The following is a 24,577-nucleotide window of genomic DNA, read 5'->3' as shown; positions in this document are numbered from 1 at the left end:
ATTTGTTTCTATTAAAAGAAATTAACAGACGCTTGACTTTCATTCAATTTTCAAAGGACAACCATTTCTCTCGCTCATTTGGCGACTTTTATAATTATACTACCAACCATAGCGTAAGTCAACTATTTTCTAGTGATTTTTTTGTTTTTGTTGGGCTTCGCGTTTCTGATAGCGAAGAACTATATCTTACCATCTATCATCAGTAATAGCAAGAGGTTTTTAAAATTTTATAAGAAGGTTGATCTTCTAATCTCTCGCAGACTTTTTATTATACTTTTTTCATAACAAATGTCAACGAGATTACTGGACCAGTTTCTGGAAACGTACGAACTAAAAACAGCTAGGTTTGGAATGGATGAATACGATATCCCATAATACACATTGATATTTATTAGGAACATCCTTTAAGATAAAAGTATTTCCAATTCATTCTAAAAAGTATGTAAACCGAGTAGATCCTATTGGCCTGGACCTCACTCTAGTTACAGTATATGTGCCGTACTGAAATCTTTTCACTCTGTACTGCCTCCACTAAGTGTAAAGACAAGAAGTAAAAAAGCAAAGATCAGAAATTTGCACAATCTACATTCAAAAATTTTTCTTTATTACGTGAAAATCGATGACTACATTTAATCTGAAAAGGGTAAAACCTCATATAAGTTAGTAAGCGCTTGTTGTGTCTTTCAACAAGAAAGAAATCTTTTATAGACTAATAATAGTAGTAAGGAGACTTAGCTTATGGCAAACAAACATAGAAAATTTAAATTTATGAACGTTACATTTTGGATTTCTTTTTCGATTATTTTTATATTTGCTTTGTGGGGAGCACTTGCCCCCGAAATGCTGGCTGCACAGGCGGAAGTAACATACGGCTTTATTGCAAATACATTTGGATGGTTTTATTTAGCTTTCGTCCTCTGTTTGATTGTTTTCAATTTTTATCTAGCGTTTAGCAAGTACGGGGTTATTCGTCTGGGCGGCGACAACACAAGACCTAAATATTCGTTTTTTACGTGGATCGCTATGCTGTTTAGCTGTGGCTTCGGTGTTAGTATCGTTTTCTGGGGAGTTGCTGAGCCAATGACTCACTTTGGAAGCCCTCCTCCTTTTGATCCGACTATTGAAGCAGGTACCCCGGCTGCTGCAAGGGTTGCTATGTGGAATGCTTTTTTCAATAATGGTATTCATCAATGGGCTTCTTTTACCTTCGTGGGACTTGCTATCTCTTATTTTATTTACCGTCAAGAGGAACGCAGCTTAATTAGCGATACGATGAACCCGGTTATTGGTGATACAGGGAAAAGGCCCTTTCGCAATGCTATAGACATCATCGCTGTTATTGCAACAGTGATGGGTGTAGCGACAACTCTCGGCTTAAGTGTACTCCAAATTAACGGTGGTTTGACGAATGTGTTTGGCGTCCCAGCCGGTACAACGACACAAATCATTATTGTGATTCTTATGTTTATATTTTTTATGCTCTCAACGGTTTCCGGACTGGACCGCGGGATTAAATATTTAAGTAATACTAATTTAGCATTAGCTCTCATTTTAATGATTACTGTTCTTTTACTTGGACCTACCGGCTTTATTTTAAAAACAATTACCACGGGGCTCGGCGATTATATGCAGAACTTTTTCCAAGCGAGTCTGCGGCTTGATCATTATACGAATGGGACGTGGGTGCAGGAATGGCCGATTTATTACTGGGCGTGGACAATTGCTTGGTCGCCGTTTGTCGGGATGTTCGTTGCGCGTATTTCAAGAGGGCGAACCGTCCGTGAATTTGTGCTTGGTGTCATGGTAATGCCACCGCTGATAGGAATCATCTGGATTGGCATCTTCGGGGGAACCGCTATTAATCTTGATCTCTTCCATGGGACAAATATCACTAGTGCCGTCGCTAAAGACGAAGCGACTGCCCTCTTCTCCATGCTGGAACATTTGCCATTTGGCGTTATTTTATCGATTCTATCCATTGCACTATTGTTTACTTTCTTGGTGACATCTGCCGATTCGGCCACTTTCGTACTTGGCATGATGACATCCAAAGGGGACACGAACCCGTCTGCCGTTGTAAAAGTGATTTGGGGAACGCTTATCGCTTCCCTCGCTGTTATTCTGATCATTAGTGCAGGTTTAAATGGACTGCAGACCGCTTCCTTAATCGGCGCGCTGCCTTTCTCCATCGTCTTATTTATCGTCGCAATCTCCCTGCTAATGTCAATACGGCAAGATTTCCGGGAGACAAGAATGAAAAAAGATATCGAAAAACACCGTCAAATCGCAGAACACCTAGAACAAGAAGACTAGAAAACAAAAGGCGGGTGAACGTCTATTCACGTTCACCCGCCTTTTGTTCACTGCTCCGTCAATTCGTTTACAGAAACATTTTGCTTGATATCTGGACTATCCAATGGATGTACAGTCGCCTGTTTCGTACCTTGGTCGACGTGTTCAATGTACACTTTTTCACCGTTGTAGGTTACATCCACCATACTATCCATGGAAAGGATTTCTTGTGCGCGTTGTGCTTCCATTTGCCCGCCCCCTATCTGTTTTTCAATTAAAGAAGTTACGTATATACTTTTCCTCTTTTTTTGAAAAATATGTGCAAGCTTGTTTCCATTTTATGCACCTCGGAACAGCATACCAGGTGCCTGATTCTGCTCGTCATGCCGCACCCCCTCTCCTTCCCATGGCTCAGCATTAATCGTGTATCCATTTTGGAAAACGGACACCACGATATCTCCGGATTGATAGGTGCTGTACAGCTCTGCTCCGGCTTGGCGTAATCGCCGTACAACCCTTGCATCCGGATGCCCAAAATCATTTTCTCCATACGAAAGAATCGCAGTTTCTGGCTGTACTTTATCGAGAAAACTCCTCCCCGAGGAAGTGTTAGACCCATGATGGCCAACTTTTATTATTTCCGCCTCGACGTTACCCTCGTCCATGATTCTCACTTCATTCATCTTCGTTGCGTCTCCCATAAGCATGAAATCCGTTTCACCATATGACAACTTTAGAACAAGCGAAGAATCGTTTCGTTCCATGCTTGAACTTAATCCGTTTCGTACTTGTATATCCACGTCTGTTGCAAAGTCTATATCGTGGCCTCTATTAACTATTTCAAAGCAAATATCCTTCTCATCGATCATTCTTAAGTAGTCAGCATACGTTTCTGTGATGTGTTCTTTACCACTGTCTAACACATGGTTTACTGGTATTTGATCTACTACTTCAACGAGACCCCCCACATGATCGGCATCGGAATGAGTAGCAACAAGCATATCCAAATGGTCAACACCTACTGCTTTCAAGTAAGAAACAACCTTGTTCCCTGCATCCCTTGGGCCCCCATCAATGAGCATCGTTTTCCCATTATAGACAATGAGAGTGCTGTCTCCTTGCCCAACGTCGATAAAATGAACAGCTAGCCCCGCTTCTGCAGCGGCTGCTGATTTTTCTCCAGGAATACTTCCAAGCCCTCGAAAACCATCCGCCGTTGTAATAAACATCAACACCAATATAAATACGATTAAACATACGCAATTTCTCATACCACTCCCCCTCATCAATTATTTTTTTACTTTCTTTTATTCTTCATCTTTATCTTCATTCTATTACTAATCCTTTTTCAGAACTTTATTATGACCGCTTTTCACAAATGTGATTAATAAGGGAAAAGTAAAGGCTCAAGAAAAAACGTAACCTCAGAAGACGCCTACACACCTTTTATACATGTGAATAACGTAAAAATGAAGAATAGTTTATACTAACAATACTTGTAGAAGGAGAGTTATGTATGGATAAAAAAGAGCCGTCCTATTCCTCCCCCTACCTTAGTGAAGAAGCGTCAAATAAGCGTAATATAGCGAAAGGGGAAGAGAAAGAACAAGCAACACCGGAGAAGTCACATGATCGATGGTCAGAGCTGTTATTTGGAAGACGTTCCTTTCCCTCACCTCCTCCTGAAGAAAACAGCAGTAAAGATTAAAAAACAGATCTCTAATGGGAGAGACGTTTTTCCAAATGCGAACCCTTAGAACGTTCACTTTGATTTGACACTTAAGCCAGGTACCATTTTGATCGTGAGACCTGGCTTCCCTTCTATTATCTCTCCAGAACATTGAAAGGTCAGGCGAAGGTATGTTAAATGAATTAAAAATTTTTGTTATTAATCCCTATAATTTGGGTATGTTTTATATGCTTTTCTTATGTTATGATTTATAAAGAGAAACATAACGTTGTAATTGAGGATGATGGAAAGATGAATTTACTTGAGTGTAAAGACCAACAAAAACGTATCGAAGTATTAGAAAAACAGGTCGCTGTGTTCCGGGACAGGGCTGCTGAACATGACCAGGAAGGCTCCTTTCCCTTCGAAAATTTTCAAACCTTACAGGAGATAAAATATCCGGCGCTGACTATCCCGGAAAGATACGGAGGCGGCGGACTCTCCCTCTCAGATATGTTAGAACTGCAAGAAGTGATTGCTAAAGTGGATGGTGCCACCGCTTTATCTATCGGCTGGCACATGGGGATTGTCATGCAGTTAGGGGAAACAGGTACTTGGAAAGAAGAAACATATCAAAAAGTTGCGGAGGATATCGTGGCGAACGGCTCCCTCTTAAATAATACAGCAAGTGAACCGGCTACGGGGAGCCCTACCCGCGGTGGCCGTCCGGAAACGACAGCAGTAAAAACAGAAAACGGCTGGACAATTACAGGGCGGAAAACGTTTACCACTCTCGCGCCGATACTTCACTACTTTGTTGTCAGCGCCGGTATCGAAGGCAGTGACAAAGTCGGCAACTTCCTTGTGCGTCGTTCTTTGGAAGGGGTCTCCATCGATTATACGTGGGATATGCTTGGAATGCGTGCAACGGGAAGTGAAGATCTCGTCCTTAATCAGGTGGAGCTTGCTGAAGACGACTTTGTGCAAGAACTTGTCCCTGGAGATAAAGAGGCAGCGGGATGGCTCCTTCACGTTCCCGTCTGTTATTTAGGGATAGCTGAAGCAGCTTTAGAATACAGCGCCCGTTACGCACAGAACTATTCGCCAAATAGTATTAAAGGGACCATTTCCGATCTCCCGAATGTGAAGCAAAAAATTGGGGAGGCGGAGCTTTTGATCGTACGAAGCCGCCACTTCCTCTTCTCGGTTGCCGGGAAATGGGACCAAGCAGTTCGTGAGCAACGTGAGCAGATGAAAACCGAACTTGCAGCCGTTAAGCACTCTGTCGTCAACGATGCCTTAACAGTTGTTGATCTCGCGATGCGTGTCGTCGGAGCGAAAAGCTTAGCATCCAATAACCCTTTACAGCGCTACTACCGAGACGTAAGAGCCGGTCTTCACAACCCGCCGATGGACGATATGACAATCATACAGCTCGCGCAAGAAGCCTATGCACGCAGCAAATAATAGATGGAGCAATCGGATGGTGCCTCATGCACCATCCGGTTTTTTATAAATCTGACCGCCTCATCTTCTATGAAATTTTTGTTATAGTAGAGAGAGAAAAAAGATGAGGAGAATACCTAATGATAAAAAATAAGATCATGCTGGTTGACGGAATGGCGCTGTTATTCCGGGCGTTTTATGCAACTGCGATGAACAATTACTATATGATAAACAGCAAAGGGCTTCCGACAAACGCGGTATACGGGCTTGTCAAACATCTGTTTACGGCAATCGACACATATGAGCCCACCCATGTCGTCTGCTGTTGGGACATGGGGAGCCGTACGTTCCGAAACGATCTATATGCTGACTATAAAGCGAACCGCGGTGCTCCCCCGGTAGAATTAATCCCCCAATTCGACCTTGCGAAAGAGGTTGTCAGTGCCCTCAACATTCCAAACATTGGCCTTGTCGGCTATGAAGCGGATGACTGTATCGGCACACTCAGCCAGGTTTTCAGTGAAGAGAATGAAGTCATCATCCTTTCTGGGGATCAAGACCTTCTGCAATTGCTACAGGAAAACGTCACGGTCGCCCTCTTGAAAAAAGGCTACGGGAATTATACTGAATACACTGAAGCGTCCTTTATTAAAGAAAAAGGCATCACCCCCGCCCAGCTCATCGACGTGAAAGCTCTCATGGGTGATACGAGTGACAACTATCCCGGTGTCCGCGGCATTGGGGAAAAAACAGCTTTGAAACTATTAAAAGCACACCATTCCATTGAAGGAATTCTAGAAAATATGGCTGACTTACCAAACGGACAGCGCACAAAGATCGAAGAAAATCTCGACATGATGTACCTGTCACGTCAGCTTGCCCGTATCCATTGCGACACCGGTATTTCCTGTTCCTTAGAAGAAGCTCTCTATGACATCAACGAGAGCAAGATGGCAGCTGTTTTCGAAGAACTGGAGTTTCGAAACTGGCAAAAAAACCTTAAAAGGCAGTGTGTCCGGTAATACCGAAAAGCAACAAACAAAAGGAAGCAAGACGATACGTCCTGCTTCCTTTGTTTAAGGTATAGGGAAAAGTTTCTTACGCGCCCAACCACTTAGACAGCTGTCTTTTTAATCGAGTAATACAACCTAGCTTCTTCGTCGTACGCAGTCCATTCATTGTCACTGCGGCTAACCGTATTCGTTAACGGAACAGCCAGAAAGAAGTAGTTGTCAAAATAAATCCTCAGATGGGTTTTATCTGGGCACAGCTCCAGCTTCTTTAACGTCCGTTTGATCGAAGGTCCTCGGTCCTCCTCTTCACCTCCATGTACAGACACTTCCACGGAGGCCGAAATAAATGCATACAACGATTCCGCGTTAACTGTCTCCATGTTTACAGCATCCTTTCATCACGACAGGAAACACTTGGATCTGGTAGCCTTGCAAAAGTTTCCAAAAATCCGCGGGAGCTGCTCTCTCCAAATGCTCAAGGACTTCTCCTTCTGAATTCCACCTGCTCATTCCTTTAAGTTCAGCAATGACAATCTCAGCACCGTCCTGTTCTTTTGTATCAAGGTACCAGTTGAGTCGTTGATGTTTAAATAAAAGTTCAAAGAAGCGGTTCACATTCGCCGCCAATGAGCCTGTTGCCGACTGCACAAAGCAAAAATCCAAAAAAGTCTCACTAGCCACTAATACGACCTCCTTTGCGACTCTCTTTTTTATAGATCAATATAGCAATGGGGAAGAGGATAATATTTATCCCTGTATAAATGAGTACGGCGTCATAATTTTGATAGAAAAACTGATGAACGAGCAATTGTGTAAATATAATGTTTAAAAGTAAGATGGCACACATTCCGATCACACCAACATAACTACGCTTCATAACGTCTCACCCTCACTGCATAAACGGCACCGCCGTCCACTTCTACGACAATTTCAGGAAGCGGGCGTCGCGGCGGGCCCGCTACTGGCGCACCGGTTTCCGCATCAAATTTTCCGTGGTGGCACGGACAGATCATTTCCTGTTCATCCTTGACCCAATAAACCGGACAACGCAAATGGGTACAGGCATTTTGGTAAGCGACAAACTTGTCTTCAGCCAGGCGGATTAAAAGTGCATCATCGTGCTCACTTGGAAAAGAGAAAGTAACCGAATCACCTACCGCAATATCCTTTAAATCAGTGATTTTCTGACGGGGATATTCCTTATCCGCGAGTCCCATCAATTCTTTAGCTGCAATTCCACCCCATGGTAAGGAGGCAACGGCAAACACCCCGGCAGCACCAGCAACTACTTTCATAAAACCTCGTCTATCAATTTGGCGTTCATTATTTTTATTAATGTTATGCGTATAATTATCGTCTTTTTTAGGAATTTTCCCGTTCCGTTCCGTCATGTACAGCCAGCCTCCTTAAAACAGTTTCGTCGTGCCTTCTAGAATACCAGGAAGGTTAATTTTTACATTTGTTTCGCCTTCCAGGTAAGGCATGCTCGTTACCCATTTGTCATTACCAAGATCGTGCCTTTGCTGCTTTTCTTCAATTTCTTCCTCCGTAAGCCATTGCAGTGTGTTAGACGGACATACGCTAGCACACATAGGAGGGATGTCATCTTTCGTGCGGTCGATACACAAGTCACACTTATACATTAAGTTCTGTTCTTCGTCGAATTTTGGTATTCCGTACGGACAGGCAATCGTACAGTTCTGACAGCCGATACACTTCTCGGTAAGGGCCGACAATACAGCGCCTGTCTCATGAATTTGAATCGCCTGCGCCGGGCAGCTTCTGGCACATGCCGGATCAACACAATGAAGGCACATAAGCGGCATCGTCTGTCTGTTGACGAGTGGATTGACGTCATACACATAATTTCGATTCCGTTGTTCGTGTCCGCCGCATTGTGTACAAGCGGCCAAGCAAGACCGGCATCCAATACAGTTTTCCAGTTCTAAAAATAATCGTCTTTTTGTCATTTAGAGCACAACCTTTAGTTAAGTTTCTCAACCTGTGCAGCACAAACTTTATATTCAGGCATCCTCGACATCGGATCCAAAGCAGCAATGGTTAACAGATTAATAGATTCCTCGTGACCGAAATGGTAAGGTACGAATACAGTGTCCTCACGAATCGCTTCGGTGATTTTCACTTTATAGTTACTTTCCCCTCTGCGGGTATAAAGGCGAACCACTTCATCGTGTTGAATATTATACTGGGCCGCGGTGTGTGGATGGACCTCAACGTAAGGTTCCGGGCACATGTCTTTCAAAAACGGAATTCGTCTTGTCTGGTTACCGGACAAATAGTGATAGACGACGCGTCCGGTTGTTAAACGCATTGGATATTCCTCATCCGGTTCTTCTGCTGGCGGACGGTATGGAAGCGCACAAATCTTCGCCTTTTCGTCTGGATGATAAAACTTTTTGTCATGGAACATGTGCGGGGTTCCTTCATCTTCCTCATCTTTACAAGGCCAGAATACACCGTCTTGTTTGTCGATTTTGTCCCACGTTGCCCCGTAATAATCGGCATTCCCGCCTTTCGATGCCAACCGAAATTCGTCAGCCACGTCACTCGCTGTATGAAGATGAGAGAAATGCTTTCCTTTCCCTAGGCGCTCCGCAAGTTCTACTTGAATCTGCCAGTCTGGCTTCGATTCACCGAGCGGCTCCTGCGCTTTATTTATTTTGATAATACGTCCTTCTAAATTGGTAACCGTCCCCTCATCTTCCGACCACGTCACACTTGGGAGAACGACATCGGCGAATTCAGCAGACTCAGAGAGAAAGAAATCAGCGCATACCATGAAATCAAGGCCTTTTAACGCTTTTCTCACGACGTTTAAATTCGGTGCAGATACAGCTGGATTCGAACAGAGTAAATAGAGGCCGCGTATCGTTTTATCGTTCATCAACTCAAACATTTCATAAGCAGACACACCCGGTTTTGGCATTTCTTCCGGAGAAATCCCCCATACTTTGCTCACATATTCTACTGCTTTCGGGTCGGTGATTTTCCGGTAGCCTGGGAGAAGATCAGATTTTTGCCCGTGCTCACGTCCTCCCTGCCCATTCCCTTGTCCAGTAAATGTCGCAACACCTGCTTTCGGCCGGCCAATTTTTCCGGTTACCAGTGCCATATTGCAGTAGGCTGACACATTGTCTACTCCTTTATGCTGCTGTTCAACGCCACGGGCAAACATAACAATGGCGTTTGGAGCTTTCCCATAAATTTCAGCTGCTCTTTCAATTTTCTCTACAGAAACTCCGGTTATAAAGCTTGTATGTTCCGGCGTGAGATCTTTTACTACTTCTTTTGTTTCTTCAAATCCATTCGTATGCTGTTTAATAAACGCTTCATCGGTATAACCGTTTTTAATCAATAGATGCAAGATGCCGTTGGCGAGCGCTAAATCTGTTCCAGGTCGTAAATCTAAATGAACGTCTGCTCTTCTTGCAATTGGTGTTTCCCGTGGATCGGCAACAATTAAGTAACCGCCGCGTTCCTGTACGGCCCACACCCGGAACATCGAGGTCGGATGACATTCTGCTGTGTTGCTTCCCGCAATAAACAGGCAGTCTGTTTCATGTATATCCGTCCACGGTAAAGTTGAACCACGGTCCACACCGAATGTTCGTAAAAATCCACCGGCGGCGCTCGCCATACAGAAGCGGCCGTTGTAATCGATATATCTGGTACCGAGTGCTACCCTCGCAAACTTACCTGTCAAGTAACACTTTTCATTCGTCATCGACACCCCGCTGAAAACGGACAATGAATCCTTTCCGTAATTCGTTTGCAGCTCGCTGAACTTCTTGGCAATAAGATCATACGCCTCGTCCCAGCTCGCTTCCCGAAAACCTTTTTGTGTTCCTTTTAAAGAGGCATCATCACGGATAAGAGGTTTCAGAATCCGATCTTTATGGTTCGTCTGCTGATAAGCAGTGACCCCTTTCGGACACATTTTGCCAACCGTTACCGGCCAATCATATCTCGGCTCAACTCCGATAATCTTATTCGTTTTTGTATTCACACGAAGATTCATCCCGCATTGCATGCCGCAATAGCTGCAGTGTGTTTTGACGAGCCTTTCATTTGGATGAGTCACATTATCTATATCACGAAAAAATTTATCCTTTTGCATCTTGGTTTGCCTCCTTAATTGGTACTTCATGAGTCGCAAATCCCGAGAACTTAGAAATGCGGTATTTTCTACGGCAAGGAAGACAAAGTTCAGCCAAGTTAAAACCGTCTTTCATGTCAAATTCCAAGTCGTTTTGTCCCAGTACGTTGATGACATCATTCGATTGCTCCGTCGAGACAAATTCAGTTCCACACACTTTACATTCTTTCATCGATTCCTTGCCATAATGCTCCCGGTAATTGCGCGCAAACACACTGACAGGGCGGAAAGGAATGTGAGCAAGCTTCCCAAAAGGCAAATAAATTAGCGTCACAATTACGGAATACTGGTGAATGAGTGACATGACATAATGGCCGTTTCCGTGCAGAAAGACATTAATAAAAGTTAAAAGAAGACCCGTAATACTGACGAATAACAACAGATAAAGCGGCATGAAATCATACATAAAAGTCTGCTCTGCTCGTGCTTGCATGTTTTTTAGCCTGCGGTATAGCGCCATACAAACACCGGCAATCACCATAATCGCACTGATGTTTAATGCGTTATAAGAGAGAAAGGCGATGATGCCATCTGCTGGCACGGTCATCACGTTCATACCTAACGCTACAATTGTGTAGTAACCGCTCTCCTCCATCGTGAAATACATCCACCCAAAAACGAGTGGGAATGTCACCAATATGGCCAGCACACACCCCCAGCCTATAAGGAGATGCTGCGTCCAACGGTATACTCCCCTGTTCCAGATAAATCGATATGTAGCTAAGTGTTCTACGGATGTTTTCAACGTCGAACGGCGGAACAACAGCTTCAGCCCTTTTTTGATAAGGATTTTAGTCGGTGGCCGCTCTCCCCACGAAATAAAGCGGTAAAAAAAGCCTGCTAAAAACACAACCGTCCCTACCATATAGCCGTAAAGGTTTAAATCAACGTGCGTAAACATTCTTGTCGCGACAAAAGACAGAATGACAAGACCAGAAACAGTCAAGAACATCGATTTCGCAAAATGAGATGCAAACGCACTGTTAACAGGGTTGGTACTGCCTGTATGAACCATTGGTTCCTTCACACTTGTATTTTCCATTAGAATCTCCCTCGCTTTTTGCCATGCTAATCTTGCTTCAAGTATAAAAGACTCGGTTTCTGTCGATAATCAGGGAACTCCCCCATTTTCGCTCACAAATCCTCTATCCTGATTTTCTACTCGACGTGTTTTTGGTCCTTTCTAACAATCAACACATCACAGCGCGCGTGACGAACAATAGCTTCAGACACGCTGCCGATCAGCAGTCGTCCTACTGCATTTAACCCAGTGGCGCCAGTCACAATGACATCAGCTTCATATTCCTTAGAGATTACATTCGTAATTCTAGTGCGCGGAGAGCCATGTTCAATCACAGTAGTCACGCTTTTCAGGCCAGCTCGTGCAGCTTCTTCTTTGTAATTCAGAAGCAGCTTTTCAGCTTGTTCTTCTGCTCGCTCACTGATATAGCGGTCGTAATAATTAATAGCAGTCGATGTTCTCGTGTCGATTACATGAGCAATGATTAAGCGTGCACTATGTTTGGCCGCCATATCAATCGCTTTCCTCAAAGCACATTTCGCTTCGTCTGAACCGTCCACTGCTGCGAGAATCGTTTGATAGGTTGTCATGAATGGTTCCTCCCTGGATTAGCCCGATGCTTTTCTTAATTCTTATCATATAAAAGGGCTGATTGATTAGGTATCAGGGTATTCCCCTATTAACTTTGGATGTTGTGACGTTTACGTGTCGGCTTTGTAGAGGATTTACTTACAAGTAGAATGTCATGGTGTTTTTTTGTAAAATGGGAAGATATGAAACTCACTAATAAAGGAGTTACGTCATGTACGATAACAATAAAAACAGGCTAAGTAAGCGGGAACAAATATCACAACTTGTCATTGACAATGTTTTAGATGGCATTATTACAATTGATCGGAAAGGCAGCATCGAATCTTTTAATCCTGCTGCAGAGAATATCTTTAAGTATGCGGAAAACGAAGTTATTGGTAAAAACGTAAAGATGCTTATGCCCGAACCTTACAAAAGTGAACACGATTCGTACATTGACAACTATGTAGAAACTGGTCACGCCAGAATTATTGGGATCGGGCGTGAGGTTGTCGGAAAACGAAAAGATGGGTCTACTTTCCCGATGGACCTCGCTGTTTCAGAGTTTTTTATGGAGGACGACATTCATTTTGTCGGCATTGTCGAGGACATCACGGAACGCAAAGAAACCGAGGCTGCATTAGAAAAGGCGTTAAGAGATAATTTTGAACATACGGTGAAGAACTTGCAGAACCTTATATTTAAGTTAAAAAAAGACGAAAGCGGTCGCATTGTATACTCATTATTTGAGGGTAAAAATGCTCACGAAATTGGATTGGCGACAAAGCGTATGTTCAACCAAACGCCATCTGACATCTTCCATGTAGATATGGCAGATGAGCTGGAGTGTTATCATGCACGCGCCTTTGCCGGGGAGGATGTCAATTACGAATGGTCGTTTGCCGGAAAGCTCTTTTATATCTCACTTTCCCCGATCACAGAAGAAGGACATGTCAGTGAGGTGGTTGGTTCTGGTATTGATATTAGCGACCGCAAAAAAATGGAAGAGGCATTATCTCTTGCCCGCGACGAAGCCTTAGAAGCCTCTGAGCTGAAATCCCAATTTCTAGCAAATATGAGTCATGAAATACGCACCCCGATGAACGGTATTATTGGAATGGTTGATTTGCTTAAAGACACCCCTTTAAGCGATGAGCAAGGGGAATATGTAAACATCATCCACCATTCTTCCCAAGCCTTACTCGACATCATTAATGACATTCTCGATTATTCGAAAATGGAAGCGGGGAAAATGACCATTGAGAATATTCGCTTTTCACCAGCGGCATTGGTGGAAGGAATTGCAGAAATTCTGCTACCGAAAGCGCATCATAAAGAGCTCTCGCTGTTAACTTATATCGATCCAGCCATCCCAGACGTGCTTATAGGTGATCCGGGAAGACTACGACAAATTCTACTCAATTTAACTGACAATGCAATCAAATTCACGGAAAAAGGCAACGTGCTTGTGCGAGCCATTTTAGGTGCAGAAAAGAACGGGAAAACGGTTATTCATTTCGCAGTTATTGACACAGGGATAGGGCTGTCAGAGAAAGAACAGACTCGTTTGTTTCAACCATTTATCCAATCAGATGGCTCCACCACCCGAAAATTTGGTGGTACAGGCTTGGGTCTTGCGATTTCAAAACGATTAACCGAATTAATGGGGGGAACTGTCGGGGTAGAAAGTGAAAAGAACAAAGGTGCTACTTTCTGGTTTCACCTCCCTTTTGAACTTCCCGTAGAGTCAGAGAAACAAAAAGAAATGACGTCTCTTGACAATCTTCGCATCTTAATTGTGAATGACTATGCGGAAGAACGAGATATCTTACAAAAATATGTTAGTTCATGGGGGCTTTCAAACGAATTCAGTCACAATGGGATAGATGCACTTGCCGAGTTACAAAAAGAAGCGGTGCATGGAACTCCGTATGATCTGGTCATTGTCCGGCTTGAACATCCGGGGATGAACAGCGCGATGTTCTCACAAATTGTGAAGCAAAACCCAAACTTCTCACATCTGAAATTAATCCTAATTTGTGATTTCAACGATAGGAAAGAACATATTACTGGTGACTATGACGCTTTCGTCCAAACACCGGTCAAACAGTCACAGTTATTTGACTGTATCGCGAATGTCGTACGGCCAATCCGTGAAAAAGAGCCAGCTGAAGAAAGTCACAAAGACGATTCTGGCAAGGACGAGCACTATACTGAAATACAAAATGAGCACCATCCAATTCTTCTTGTGGAAGATAACCCAATGAACCGCAAAGTCGCTTTTTTTCAATTAGAGAAGTTAGGTTACTCTGCTGATGCTGTTTCCAACGGACGAGAAGCGGTGGAAAAAATCACGGCCCGCCACAACTTTGCGTTGATTTTAATGGATATTCAAATGCCGGAGATGGATGGTGTAGAAGCGACAAAAGCTATTCGAGAGCATCCTATGCTTGGAAAGCAGATCCCGATCATTGCGATGACGGCCAATGCAATGAAAAGCGATAAAGAGAAATATTTAAAAGCAGGCATGGATGATTACTTGAGCAAACCAGTAGAGCTCTCAAAATTGCGAGATATGTTGGAACGTTGGATGCCAACGTCCCATGTGTCTTCCTCTTACCAGGGACAAAGCGAAATACCTTCCACAAAAGATATCGCTCCTATTCCTTTCGAACATCTTCAGGAAAGTTATGGAGATAGTGAAATGGTAAACGAGCTTCTGACTATGTTTGTATCCATGACTCCAGATCTGATGGCGAGTCTTCATCAAGCCATCGAAGATCGATCAGGAACTGCAGCAGCGGAAACAGCTCATAGCCTAAAAGGATCAGCCGCAGTCATCCATGCAAAAGAATTCGTCCGTTTAAGCAAAGAAATAGAACAAGCGGCTAAGGCAGAAGACTGGAACACTGTTTTGGCGGCACACCACAAACTCATTAAGCATTTTCATTCGATAAAAAGGTTTATACAGAAACAGAAATTATGAAAAAGGAGAAGTTCTCACTTCTCCTTTTTCATTTGGATTCTTATCAAAAACAAGGTTAGCGTACGGCTAAATAGCGATAAGTTGTGGCGCTAACAAATATATCGTAGCGGCCAAATTTTGTGATTAGCGCGAGTTCTTGGGGAGGGTTGCCAATGCGGATAACTCTATCGTGCATGATGTTTAAACCATCTAAATAATCTTCCGCTTTTTGATAAAAATCCGCGTATGAATAAAGCATCTCCTCCGTAAGTTTACCGTATCGCTTGCTTTCCTGGGAATGCGTCGACACAGGAAAAACATAAAGGAACGTAATATGGACTTGATTGAAACATGTATGCCGCTCTGCTATGTTTTTCACGACTTCCAAGGCATGTTCAGCCTGCTCCACGTTCACTACTATTTTTTCCACGCACCGATTCCCCCTTATGGCTCTCAACTCTTTGCGACTACCATTCCTCTTAGGGTTCATTATAGGAAGGATCAGAGTGGAAATATATCAGGACATCCCCTGATATTGGCAATCGGTTTCTTCATGGCAGGAACTAGTCCAGGGTGAGAAGGCCTTTTTTCATCGCATAGGCTACGAGTTCATGTCTTTTGTGCAAGCTTAGTTTATCCATGATCTTGCTCTTGTGACTCTCCACTGTTTTAACACTTATGCATAAAAGATCAGCAATTTCTTTGTTGCTGTACCCTTTAGCAATGTAAGTAAGAATTTCCTCTTCCCGGCTGCTCAACCGCTTATATGTGGAAAGGTCTTCCCCACGCTTCACCCTGCTTGAAAATTCTTCCACCAATGATTTAGCTGCAGATGGGTACAAATATGCTCGCCCCTCCAGCACCGTCTTAACCGCTGTCAGGAGCTCTGAATCAAGGGCATTTTTCAAAATATAGCCGGAAGCACCTGCTTGCAAGACACGAAACAGTTCATTCTCATCATCATGCATCGTCAGGATCAACACATGCGTGTCAGGAAGTGATTGCTTCAATTCCCTCGTGGCTTCTAAGCCGTTCGTGCCAGGAGGCATGCTTAAATCCATAATGACCAGGTCCGGTTGGAAAGACAGTGCTTTCTCAATGGCTTCTCTCCCATCCGCCGCTTCTGCGATTACTTCAATATTTGTTTGTTTAGAAAGCAGCAATTTGACGCCGGTTCGAACGATGGCATGATCGTCGACCACAAGCGTACGGACAGATCGCATCACTTTCACTCCCTTCCCTTCACTCTTCGTGCTCTAGTTTATCATTTCAGGGCAACGCAATCGAGAGAACAAGTAAACCGGTTTCAGCAATTCAACGTACATTCTTGGCCTCTATTGCAAGAAAAAGGCCCTTGTAATATTTTTCAACTTGCTGTACGTAGAAGCCGTTCTGCTTGATAAGCTCCTGAGTGTTACGATTTAAATGACAACCGCCGCACACCTGCTTCCATAACGGGGTCAGCCAATCCTGCAGACGACTGAGTAGTGGGTTTTCCAGTTTCACATGTTCCAAAAACACTAGCCTGGCCCCCGGTTTACAGACACGTGCGATCTCTTGCAGGGCACGATCAGGATCGGGTATAGTGCAAAGGACGAGCGTTGCTACTGCTACATCAAACGTATTATCCGGGAAAGGAAGACTTTCACCAGATGCATCGACTAATTCAATGGGAACTTGTGCCTCACTCAATTTTATCTGGGATTTTTTCCGCATAGAATCATCCGGCTCTACCGCTGTAACCCTTTCCGCTCTTTGATAATAAGGGAAATTAATCCCTGTTCCGGAACCAACCTCTAAAATAATTCCCTGCTGTTCGTTTAACAGACGTTCGCGAATATACTCTAATTGATTTTTTTCAAAGGGACGCATGAAAGAGTCATATATTTTTGTAAACCATTTGCTCATCGCCAAATCCCTCTCCATCTATTACAGGTTGTGAATACATCACCACTCATTATTCATCATTCCTTATTATTTATAGAAAAAGACGCTTTTCCCTCTATAGGATAAGCGTCTTTTTCGTGAAAAGATCATACGCCGGGGCGAAAAATCATGTTCCACAGTAGGTCCGGTAAGGAAGACTGGATGGCTCTGGTAATTTGGCATATTCATCCTGTTCCGAGCTGTGTGCATAAGGGTTTGCGAGAACAGCCAGAAGCCGGTTCACTACACTGTAGTCCTCATTTTTCACAGCCGCTTCCAGCGCCTCTTCTACCCGATGGTTCCGCGGGATAACCGCCGGATTCGACCGCTTCATTATTTCGTAAACGTCTTCTTTTGATTCTTCTTGACGTGCAAGACGTTCCTGCCACTTTTTGTACCAGTGAGAAAATTCATCAACCTTATTCAGTTCGGTCTCCTCTGTTTTCGCTAACGTTAACGCACGGAACGTGTTCGTGAAATCAGCCCCGCTCGCTTTCATTAGGCGGAGAAGGTCTTCGATCAATGACTTGTCATCTTGTTCTTCATTTATTAATCCTATTTTCGACCTCATTCCATTCAACCAATAGCGATGATATAATTCACCGTATGTTTCAAGCTCCTTTTGTGCCATTTCAACCGCTACCTCTTGTTTTTCATGAAAGAATGGTAATAGTGTTTCGGCAAAACGTGCGAGATTCCATTGACCAATCGCTGGCTGATTCTGATAAGCGTAACGGCCTTGTTCGTCAATCGAACTGAAAACCGTCGCCGGGTCATACACATCCATAAAGGCGCATGGCCCGTAGTCAATTGTCTCCCCGCTAATCGTCATGTTATCCGTGTTCATGACCCCGTGGATAAAGCCAACGAGCTGCCATTTCGCAATCAAGGATGCTTGACGTTTGATCACCTCTTGAAACAGGGACAAATATCGATCTTCTTTCGTTTCCAAATCAGGGTAATGCCGTTTGATTGCATAATCCGCGAGTAACCGCCGCTCCTCGATCGGAAGGCTGGCCGCGTATTGAAAAGTTCCAACGCGCAAATGACTCGCCGCCGTCCGCGTTAAGACAGCACCCGGCAGCAACGCTTCCCGAACAACATTTTCACCCGTTTTCGCAACGGCTAAACTTCGGGTAGTCGGAATACCGAGGGCATGCATCGCTTCACTAATAATATACTCGCGGAGCATCGGTCCCAGCGTTGCCCGACCATCACCCCCGCGAGAAAAGCGTGTCCTACCCGAACCTTTCAGCTGTATATCAGCGCGCTCTCCAGAAGGAGTGAGCTGCTCGCCGTACAAGACAGCCCGGCCGTCTCCTAACATCGTTAAATGACCAAACTGATGACCCGCGTACGCCTGCGCAAGCGGAGCAGCTCCCTCTGGAATCGAATTGCCAACAAATATTTCAGCGCCTTCCTTACTGTTGAGCTGTTCCGCATCCAATCCTAACGATTCGGCCAAAGGTGTATTAAGAATTACCAGCTCCGGCTCCTGTACAGCGGTTGGTTCTATGCACTGATAAAACGAGTTCGGGAGACGCGCATAACTATTATCAAAATTCCAACCGGTTCTAATACTTTTTGTCATTCTATCCCCTTCATTTAATCCGTCTTTTCATTATAACTCGTGATAGTATTTCCCAAAACGAAAGATCTGATGAAGAACTGTTTGATCTTCACCTTGGTTACCTAGGTGAACCTTTCATAATAAATCACAATGGTTAAATGTGTCAACGCCGTTGTATTTTACATAGGACAGCAAGAGAATCGTTTGCAAGGAGGCTTTACCGGGAATAATGGTTGTGTGTTCAAAAGTCACTGTGTAATTTTCTGCTGTGAAGGTGAGGGTCTTACCCTACGCGGCATAAGGAGTTAGTGGATATGTTGGATCTCTTATTGGTCATCATTTTAATTATATTTACCGCCTTTTTCGTGGCATCTGAATTTGCCATTGTTAAAATTAGAAAATCTCGGGTCGAGTACTTATACGCCCAAGGGAAACCTGGAGCAAAAGCACTCGAAAAAGTAACCAATCATTTAGACAGTTACTTAGCAGCCTGCCAACTAGGAATAACTGTTACGGCACTCGGTATCGGCTGGCTTGGTGAACCGGCCGTCGCTCATTTAATTAAGCCTGTTATCAGTTCATTGGGCCTTCCCGGTACCTTATCAGCCACTATTTCTTTTATTATCGCTTTTGGAACGATTACTTTTTTTCACGTCGTTATCGGGGAGCTTGCCCCTAAATCCTTTTCCATTCAAAAAACAGAAGCTGTCAGCCTTCTCATGTCCCCCTTTTTGGTTGTTTTTTACAAAGTGATGTATCCCTTCATTTGGGCTTTAAATGGATCATCCCGCATTTTTGTACGCCTATTTGGACTGACACCGGCAACAGAAACCGGCGAGGTTTATTCGGAAGAAGAAGTCCGCTCGATCTTATCTTCCAGTTACGAGAGCGGAGAAATTAACGCTTCCGAGATGAGCTATTTGAATAATGTATTTGAATTTGACGAACGTGTCGCGAAGGAAGTCATGGTCCCACGGACCGAAATCATTTGCATTTATAACGACTATACCCACGAGGAGAACCTGGAAATCCTCCGTCGAGAAAAATATACGAGATATCCAGTAGCTGATGGAGACAAAGACTCTATTATCGGGGTAATCAATACAAAAGAGTTCTTTCATGACTTCTTAAATGAAGAAGCAAAAGACCCGCGAAGCTACATTAAACCAATCGTTCATGTCGCGGAAAACACTCCGGTGAAAGAAGTACTGACAAGGATGCAAAAAGACCATAGCTACATGGCAATTGTGGTAGATGAATACGGTGGAACAGCAGGTCTTGTAACCGTCGAAGACATCATCGAGGAAATCTTTGGTGAAATTCAGGATGAACTGGACATTGATGAAACCCCGATGTACCAGCGGATAGATGAAGATACGGTGATCTTAAACGGTAAACTTCTCCTCGATGAAACCAATGAAATACTCGGTACCCGATTTAACGAGGATGAAATCGATACGATCGGCGGTTGGTTTCTTGATCAACAAGTTGAAGCGAAGACCGGCACTACGATTCGTTTTGATCATTACGAGTTTACGGCCAAAGAAGTTGACGGTCATCAAATTAAACTAATTGAAGTTAAACGGACCGACAGGGAGCGCGAATAAGCTCCCCCACTTTTCCTCTCAGCTGCCCTTATCATAGACCGATTGTTTGAAAAATGGCAATACATGATCCGAATTTTATTACTATTTGTATTATTATTTTGTTTGCTACAAGAGCAAATTAAGCGCTCTTTCTCGGGACTGGAATCAATACCTTTAAGGCTCTTAGGATCTTTAGGTTTTTTACGCTTTTAAGGCTTTTAAAGCTTTTAAGATCTTTAGAACTTATATTAATATTAAGAGCCTAACATGCGTATGCGCGTAAGAGGTTCACCACTTGCCTCACTCAGTACTTCGTTGACTGTTGCACTGACTGTTGCACTCACCATTGCACCCGGTGTTGCACTTGGTTCCTCGTCCACTGTTTCGCTGCCTATTGCACAGCTATTTCACTTGTTGTTTCATTCACCGTTTCACTACTTCCTTCACTCTCACTTTGCTAACCCCATACTAGTGCTATGAGGCTTCTATTTTTGTCTTTCTCCACTTTCGAGACTCCATTGGACTTGAATGGTGCTGTTATTTTGACGAATTGCTGTTTTCATGACATCATACGAGCGTTTTGATGTCGTTATTTCGATGAACCACTAATTTCATAGCTTCATACACCTACTATGATGCCGCTATTTTTCCCTGTCTCCGTTTTCATGGCTCCATTGGATATGTTTGAAGCTGTTATTTTGACGAGTCGATGATTTCACGACGTCATACGAATGCCGTGATGCCATTATCGCGGCGAATCACTGATTTCATAGCTTCATTCATCGTTCAAAATGAACATGGTCTTGAGACGGACTATTTGATTAGAAGCGTCAATAGCTTACAGTACTACCTATTTAACTTAACATTTACATTTAAGAGAATAACGTCTATTCTATGGGTAAGGAGGCATGATTACGGATGTGAAAATGGCCCCCGGTATTTATCAGGATCAGGTGATTAAGCAGATCAATATCAACGGAAAAGTCTTTAAAATAGATACAGATTCCCTAAACTTGGTTACAGGGACTTTCTTCCGGAAGGTACTAAATCCAGAAAGGAGAAGCCAATGAAAATTAAAAACGCGGGAATTTTAAGAAAGGAATTCTTCGTGTCATACTTCAACTTAATCTTGGCTAGTCGCACGACCGACGTGCAGGAAGCCAAGGATATGATATTTAAGAAGTTCTTCCGCAACAATAAAGACGAGCTCGGAAAAGTATCATACGAGAATTTCTTAAAAGCATATGAAGAAATAGCAAAATAGGCGCCCTGCAACTATCTGCAGAGCGCCTATTTCATGTTCTAAAACCATCTTGATACTTTTAATGCAGCTATTTTTTATTCACTGACGCATCGTAAATCGTTTCAACGGCTTGTTGTAATGCCTCGTTAAACTCTTTATCTGACTGATTGACATTTAAGTCAGAAGTGAGGGCTCGGGAGAAGCTGGCGATGAGATGATCGTTCTTTTTCAATTTTTCATTCGCTTCTTCGCGGGAATAACCGCCGGAAAGAGCAACCACACGAACAACACGCGGATGCTCCGCTAATTCTTTATACGCATTGTTTTTCGTTGGGATTGTGAGCTTCAGCATCACGTTTTGGTCTTCGGATAACTCATTTAAATTGTTAAGTATTTCTTTCCTCAAGATTTCTTCAGAACGCTCTTTGTGGTCTGAGTGAATATTCACTTCTGGTTCGATAATCGGCATCAGATCTGCCGCAATGATTTGCTTTCCAATCTCGAATTGTTGATCCACGACAGCCTTGATACTTTCTTCATTTGGCTCATGGATAACAGAGCGCATTTTCGTACCGAGTATGTTCCGCTCATTCGCGCGGCGCAGTGTTTCATCCAAGTCATGGATTGGCTTCATAAGCTGAACCCCATTTTCCTGTTCAGCAAGCCCTTTATCGACCTTTAGAAACGGCACAATTCCTTTACTGGCAAGATAGTCGCCTGTGTATTGGCCCTCAATGCTGCGATCCATTGTTTGTTCAAACAGAATAGCTCCGAGAATCTGGTCAGAACGAAAGGCTGGTGACGTGATGATTCGTGTTCTCATCTCGTGTACCAAGTCAAACATTTCTTTCTCCCCAGAATAAGAATCTTCCGGAACACCATATGCGGCTAATGCTTTCGGTGTGCTTCCGCCGCTTTGATCCAGAGCTGCGATAAATCCTTTTCCATTTTTCATTTTGTCCAAATAATCGTTGTTCATCTCTTTCACCTTCTTTTCATATTCAAAAAAATATTTTCACATACTTTTTGTTTTACTCTCATTACAACTTATTATTGTACAACGTAACGGTTCGTTATTTCCACAAAAAAGTGTTTTCGGTGAGTTTTTCCCATTAACTATTCCAATTTTCTACTTTTTCCACAACAGCGTTCTTTACAAGAATTGATTAAAGTAAAAGCTGCAAATACCGTAAGTATACAGGAAAGAAAGCATAAAGAGAACCGAACTCATTGCCTGTTGCTGCGTTTGTTTGTATTGATGTGTATTTTTTACGTATCGGCTGAAAAGCCAATACCAAAGTAGCAACAAGACGAAAGGAGTTCCAAGAAACATCCAGGGCGGAGCATTTTCAATAGGCGTGGGAAACAAAGTCGAAAGAAATAAACTATACACACTAAAAATCCCTGCAAGATACAGACTGACAAATACCCAATTTTTCAAAGGAAAAGAATGTCGTTTCGCGTCTCGGCCGAATGCTAATCGTCGAAAAGACCAAGCGTATCCGCTGACCCATAAAACACTAAAAACAAAGGGAATAAACAATACCACCATATTAATATTCCCCGCGAATCCCGCCCCAAATATCATATAAAACGATAAGAAAGAGAGCATAATTAGTACGAAAAAATAACCAACATGAATAAACACTGCATTCATCATTCTCCCGCCTTTCTTATGAAGAAATACGTATGATTACTTAGCGAGTGTATCGCGAAGCGCAGTTCACTTCTATGGGAAAAATGATTATGCCTGCTTTTTTCACTTGTTGTTGTGTTGTTTTTTTTCAATATTTTGCGACCAAATGATGACAGGAATTACGACTAAAGCAAGGATCCCGCCACCGATGGAAAGAACCTGAAAATTAAATCCTCCTGCAACTAAACCGGAAAGTGCTCCGCCTGTCGCCCCTGCTAACGCGATAAAAACATCAACGTTCCCTTGGGTTTTAGCACGGTTAGCAGGGTTTGTCGCGTCTACGATGATCGCGGTACCGCTAATCAATCCCAGATTCCATCCAAAACCGAGCAAAGCGAGTGCAACGGTGAGTGCTAAAACAGAGTCGACCGGTGCCGTAGCTGCATATATACCGGAGGCAAGCAGAGTTAGCTGTGAAGCGATAACCATCGCCGTACGCCCCACCTTGTCTACGAGCATACCGGTTACAAGCGAAGGCAGAAACATAGCCCCGATATGAATGCCAATTACCATCCCTACCGCACGCAGTCCATGACCGTGAGCACTCATGTGTACGGGTGTCATCGTCATAATGGCAAGCATAATCATTTGCGACATGACCATCACAAAGGCACCCGTCATAATTCCGCGCTTATTCGTTGTATCCGTCAGCGAATTTAGGCTATTTCGAGCGGTCGTTTTTTGAGCCTTAGCTATTGCTTTAGCGACGATAAACGGGTCCGGGCGCATAAATACAAATAACACACAACCTGCCATAATAAAGGCTGCGCCAGCTAGGATGAAGGGACCTGCTAAGGGCGGAACTCCTATGGAGGCCGCAAACTCGCCCATGACTTCAACTAAATTTGGGCCCGCGACGGCACCCGCAGTCGTGGAAACCATTGCGATACTAACAGCTGTTGCTCGCTGTTTTGGGGTCGCTAAATCGGTACCGGCGTAGCGTGCTTGTAAGTTAGTAGCTGTTCCCGAACCGTACACGACCAACGAAGCAAAAAGAAGAAAAACATTATTCATGAGTGCAGCAACCACTACTCCAAGCCCGCCGGTCCCGCCAGCTAAAAAGCCCGCGGTCAGGCCCGAACGACGACCGAATCGCTGGGACAACCACCCTACAAGTAACGCTGCACCTGCGGATCCCAGGGTAAATAACCCGGCAGGAAGCCCTGCTAAATGATCGGTCCCGAGCATATCTTCGGCGAGCAATGCTCCAATTGTTATCCCCGCCGCCAGTCCTGCCCCTCCGAAAACTTGGGAAATCACGACGATAATTAATGTTTTTCGATATAAGTTCCGCTGCTTTTCCGGTGAATGAATATAAGACTGCAACCAAGCCTGCTCCCTCTCGTCCTTCTCTACCTCCTCAACTTCCTCGGCCATCCCCGCACCACCTTTCTGTCTATCTA

Annotated in this window: 24 protein-coding genes; 8 read left to right on the top strand and 16 right to left on the bottom strand. The window is 43.7% G+C overall.

Going from position 1 to position 24,577, the window contains the following annotated elements:
• On the top strand, positions 1-206 hold a 206-nt coding region (locus LOR49_RS04655), incomplete at its 5' end, for a hypothetical protein (protein ID WP_240374940.1).
• 532 nt (positions 207-738) lie between these two features.
• On the top strand, positions 739-2,313 hold the full coding sequence (locus LOR49_RS04650) for a BCCT family transporter (RefSeq protein ID WP_240374939.1): 1,575 nt from the start codon (positions 739-741) through the stop codon (positions 2,311-2,313).
• Between the two features lie 47 nt (positions 2,314-2,360).
• Here the strand turns inward: LOR49_RS04650 and LOR49_RS04645 are convergent, their stop codons facing one another.
• Both LOR49_RS04645 and LOR49_RS04640 read right to left on the bottom strand, forming a co-directional pair.
• Positions 2,361-2,540 (bottom strand): H-type small acid-soluble spore protein, encoded by a 180-nt coding sequence (locus LOR49_RS04645; RefSeq protein WP_240374938.1) that lies wholly within the window; start codon positions 2,538-2,540, stop codon positions 2,361-2,363.
• 90 nt (positions 2,541-2,630) lie between these two features.
• Entirely contained in the window at positions 2,631-3,563 is a 933-nt protein-coding gene (locus tag LOR49_RS04640) for a ComEC/Rec2 family competence protein (protein WP_240374937.1), read from the bottom strand.
• 245 nt (positions 3,564-3,808) lie between these two features.
• Here LOR49_RS04640 and LOR49_RS04635 point away from each other — a divergent pair, with 245 nt between their 5' ends.
• From LOR49_RS04635 to LOR49_RS04625, 3 genes are all read left to right on the top strand, one after another.
• Positions 3,809-4,000, top strand: coding sequence for a hypothetical protein (locus LOR49_RS04635; RefSeq protein ID WP_240374936.1), 192 nt, complete (start codon positions 3,809-3,811; stop codon positions 3,998-4,000).
• 273 nt (positions 4,001-4,273) lie between these two features.
• A complete protein-coding gene (locus LOR49_RS04630) occupies positions 4,274-5,428 on the top strand; it encodes an acyl-CoA dehydrogenase family protein (RefSeq protein ID WP_240374935.1) in 1,155 nt (384 codons plus the stop codon).
• 119 nt (positions 5,429-5,547) lie between these two features.
• Positions 5,548-6,429, top strand: a complete 882-nt coding sequence (locus tag LOR49_RS04625; RefSeq protein WP_240374934.1) for a 5'-3' exonuclease — start codon at positions 5,548-5,550, stop codon at positions 6,427-6,429.
• 92 nt (positions 6,430-6,521) lie between these two features.
• Here LOR49_RS04625 and LOR49_RS04620 read toward each other — a convergent pair whose 3' ends face one another.
• The 8 genes from LOR49_RS04620 to LOR49_RS04585 form a co-directional block, all read right to left on the bottom strand.
• Positions 6,522-6,800, bottom strand: coding sequence for a hypothetical protein (locus LOR49_RS04620; RefSeq protein ID WP_240374933.1), 279 nt, complete (start codon positions 6,798-6,800; stop codon positions 6,522-6,524).
• Entirely contained in the window at positions 6,787-7,101 is a 315-nt protein-coding gene (locus tag LOR49_RS04615; RefSeq protein ID WP_240374932.1) for a hypothetical protein, read from the bottom strand. The genes LOR49_RS04620 and LOR49_RS04615 overlap by 14 nt, the downstream gene beginning before the upstream one ends.
• A complete protein-coding gene (locus LOR49_RS04610; RefSeq protein WP_240374931.1) occupies positions 7,094-7,297 on the bottom strand; it encodes a hypothetical protein in 204 nt (67 codons plus the stop codon). Before LOR49_RS04610 ends, LOR49_RS04615 begins: the two co-directional genes overlap by 8 nt.
• The gene (locus LOR49_RS04605; protein WP_240374930.1) at positions 7,287-7,811 is read right to left on the bottom strand and encodes a Rieske (2Fe-2S) protein; all 525 of its coding nucleotides are present in this window, start codon (positions 7,809-7,811) and stop codon (positions 7,287-7,289) included. The genes LOR49_RS04610 and LOR49_RS04605 overlap by 11 nt, the downstream gene beginning before the upstream one ends.
• Before the next feature lie 15 nt (positions 7,812-7,826).
• On the bottom strand, positions 7,827-8,390 hold the full coding sequence (locus LOR49_RS04600; RefSeq protein ID WP_240374929.1) for a 4Fe-4S dicluster domain-containing protein: 564 nt from the start codon (positions 8,388-8,390) through the stop codon (positions 7,827-7,829).
• Positions 8,391-8,404: 14 nt separating this feature from the next.
• On the bottom strand, positions 8,405-10,558 hold the full coding sequence (locus LOR49_RS04595) for a molybdopterin oxidoreductase family protein (protein ID WP_240374928.1): 2,154 nt from the start codon (positions 10,556-10,558) through the stop codon (positions 8,405-8,407).
• A complete protein-coding gene (locus LOR49_RS04590; RefSeq protein WP_240374927.1) occupies positions 10,545-11,639 on the bottom strand; it encodes a hypothetical protein in 1,095 nt (364 codons plus the stop codon). The genes LOR49_RS04595 and LOR49_RS04590 overlap by 14 nt, the downstream gene beginning before the upstream one ends.
• 116 nt (positions 11,640-11,755) lie before the next feature.
• Complete coding sequence (locus LOR49_RS04585; protein WP_240374926.1) at positions 11,756-12,208, bottom strand: universal stress protein; 453 nt, start codon at positions 12,206-12,208, stop codon at positions 11,756-11,758.
• Between the two features lie 212 nt (positions 12,209-12,420).
• On the opposite strand from LOR49_RS04585, the gene LOR49_RS04580 reads away from it, so the two are divergent.
• Positions 12,421-15,174 (top strand): PAS domain S-box protein, encoded by a 2,754-nt coding sequence (locus LOR49_RS04580; RefSeq protein ID WP_240374925.1) that lies wholly within the window; start codon positions 12,421-12,423, stop codon positions 15,172-15,174.
• 55 nt (positions 15,175-15,229) lie between these two features.
• Here LOR49_RS04580 and LOR49_RS04575 read toward each other — a convergent pair whose 3' ends face one another.
• The 4 genes from LOR49_RS04575 to LOR49_RS04560 form a co-directional block, all read right to left on the bottom strand.
• Positions 15,230-15,583 (bottom strand): hypothetical protein, encoded by a 354-nt coding sequence (locus LOR49_RS04575; RefSeq protein WP_240374924.1) that lies wholly within the window; start codon positions 15,581-15,583, stop codon positions 15,230-15,232.
• Positions 15,584-15,716: 133 nt separating this feature from the next.
• Positions 15,717-16,376, bottom strand: coding sequence for a response regulator (locus LOR49_RS04570; RefSeq protein WP_240374923.1), 660 nt, complete (start codon positions 16,374-16,376; stop codon positions 15,717-15,719).
• A 91-nt stretch (positions 16,377-16,467) separates the two neighbouring features.
• A complete protein-coding gene (locus tag LOR49_RS04565) occupies positions 16,468-17,061 on the bottom strand; it encodes a class I SAM-dependent methyltransferase (RefSeq protein WP_240374922.1) in 594 nt (197 codons plus the stop codon).
• 145 nt (positions 17,062-17,206) lie between these two features.
• Positions 17,207-18,670, bottom strand: coding sequence for a protein adenylyltransferase SelO (locus LOR49_RS04560; protein ID WP_240374921.1), 1,464 nt, complete (start codon positions 18,668-18,670; stop codon positions 17,207-17,209).
• Between the two features lie 287 nt (positions 18,671-18,957).
• Here LOR49_RS04560 and LOR49_RS04555 point away from each other — a divergent pair, with 287 nt between their 5' ends.
• Together LOR49_RS04555 and LOR49_RS04550 are read left to right on the top strand one after the other, a co-directional pair.
• Positions 18,958-20,256, top strand: coding sequence for a hemolysin family protein (locus LOR49_RS04555; RefSeq protein WP_240374920.1), 1,299 nt, complete (start codon positions 18,958-18,960; stop codon positions 20,254-20,256).
• 1,045 nt (positions 20,257-21,301) lie between these two features.
• Complete coding sequence (locus LOR49_RS04550; protein WP_240374919.1) at positions 21,302-21,499, top strand: hypothetical protein; 198 nt, start codon at positions 21,302-21,304, stop codon at positions 21,497-21,499.
• 67 nt (positions 21,500-21,566) lie between these two features.
• Here the strand turns inward: LOR49_RS04550 and LOR49_RS04545 are convergent, their stop codons facing one another.
• Positions 21,567-22,457 carry a fructose bisphosphate aldolase gene (locus tag LOR49_RS04545; RefSeq protein ID WP_240374918.1) on the bottom strand — a complete coding sequence of 297 codons (891 nt, stop codon included), beginning with the start codon at positions 22,455-22,457 and terminating at the stop codon, positions 21,567-21,569.
• Between the two features lie 780 nt (positions 22,458-23,237).
• Positions 23,238-24,551: an MFS transporter gene (locus LOR49_RS04540; RefSeq protein ID WP_240374917.1), complete on the bottom strand. Its 1,314-nt coding sequence runs from the start codon at positions 24,549-24,551 to the stop codon at positions 23,238-23,240.
• Positions 24,552-24,577 lie beyond the last annotated feature (26 nt).

The organism is Bacillus piscicola (assembly GCF_022458745.1).
Lineage (GTDB): Bacteria > Bacillota > Bacilli > Bacillales > Marinococcaceae > Alteribacillus_A > Alteribacillus_A piscicola.
Note: the sequence above shows the minus strand (reverse complement) of the source record. Positions and strands in the feature narration are given on the sequence as shown.

Excerpts from the sequence above, each read along its gene's own strand:
- LOR49_RS04625 (WP_240374934.1), top strand. The coding sequence starts at position 5,548 with ATGATAAAAAATAAGATCATGCTGGTTGACGGAATGGCGCTGTTATTC.
- LOR49_RS04585 (WP_240374926.1), bottom strand. The coding sequence starts at position 12,208 with ATGACAACCTATCAAACGATTCTCGCAGCAGTGGACGGTTCAGACGAA.
- LOR49_RS04600 (WP_240374929.1), bottom strand. The coding sequence starts at position 8,390 with ATGACAAAAAGACGATTATTTTTAGAACTGGAAAACTGTATTGGATGC.
- LOR49_RS04610 (WP_240374931.1), bottom strand. The coding sequence starts at position 7,297 with ATGAAGCGTAGTTATGTTGGTGTGATCGGAATGTGTGCCATCTTACTT.
- LOR49_RS04640 (WP_240374937.1), bottom strand. The coding sequence starts at position 3,563 with ATGAGAAATTGCGTATGTTTAATCGTATTTATATTGGTGTTGATGTTT.
- LOR49_RS04570 (WP_240374923.1), bottom strand. The coding sequence starts at position 16,376 with ATGCGATCTGTCCGTACGCTTGTGGTCGACGATCATGCCATCGTTCGA.
- LOR49_RS04545 (WP_240374918.1), bottom strand. The coding sequence starts at position 22,457 with ATGAACAACGATTATTTGGACAAAATGAAAAATGGAAAAGGATTTATC.
- LOR49_RS04620 (WP_240374933.1), bottom strand. The coding sequence starts at position 6,800 with ATGGAGACAGTTAACGCGGAATCGTTGTATGCATTTATTTCGGCCTCC.
- LOR49_RS04595 (WP_240374928.1), bottom strand. The coding sequence starts at position 10,558 with ATGCAAAAGGATAAATTTTTTCGTGATATAGATAATGTGACTCATCCA.
- LOR49_RS04565 (WP_240374922.1), bottom strand. The coding sequence starts at position 17,061 with ATGAGCAAATGGTTTACAAAAATATATGACTCTTTCATGCGTCCCTTT.
- LOR49_RS04590 (WP_240374927.1), bottom strand. The coding sequence starts at position 11,639 with ATGGAAAATACAAGTGTGAAGGAACCAATGGTTCATACAGGCAGTACC.
- LOR49_RS04605 (WP_240374930.1), bottom strand. The coding sequence starts at position 7,811 with ATGACGGAACGGAACGGGAAAATTCCTAAAAAAGACGATAATTATACG.
- LOR49_RS04630 (WP_240374935.1), top strand. The coding sequence starts at position 4,274 with ATGAATTTACTTGAGTGTAAAGACCAACAAAAACGTATCGAAGTATTA.
- LOR49_RS04635 (WP_240374936.1), top strand. The coding sequence starts at position 3,809 with ATGGATAAAAAAGAGCCGTCCTATTCCTCCCCCTACCTTAGTGAAGAA.
- LOR49_RS04645 (WP_240374938.1), bottom strand. The coding sequence starts at position 2,540 with ATGGAAGCACAACGCGCACAAGAAATCCTTTCCATGGATAGTATGGTG.
- LOR49_RS04650 (WP_240374939.1), top strand. The coding sequence starts at position 739 with ATGGCAAACAAACATAGAAAATTTAAATTTATGAACGTTACATTTTGG.
- LOR49_RS04540 (WP_240374917.1), bottom strand. The coding sequence starts at position 24,551 with ATGGCCGAGGAAGTTGAGGAGGTAGAGAAGGACGAGAGGGAGCAGGCT.
- LOR49_RS04580 (WP_240374925.1), top strand. The coding sequence starts at position 12,421 with ATGTACGATAACAATAAAAACAGGCTAAGTAAGCGGGAACAAATATCA.
- LOR49_RS04550 (WP_240374919.1), top strand. The coding sequence starts at position 21,302 with ATGAAAATTAAAAACGCGGGAATTTTAAGAAAGGAATTCTTCGTGTCA.
- LOR49_RS04560 (WP_240374921.1), bottom strand. The coding sequence starts at position 18,670 with ATGACAAAAAGTATTAGAACCGGTTGGAATTTTGATAATAGTTATGCG.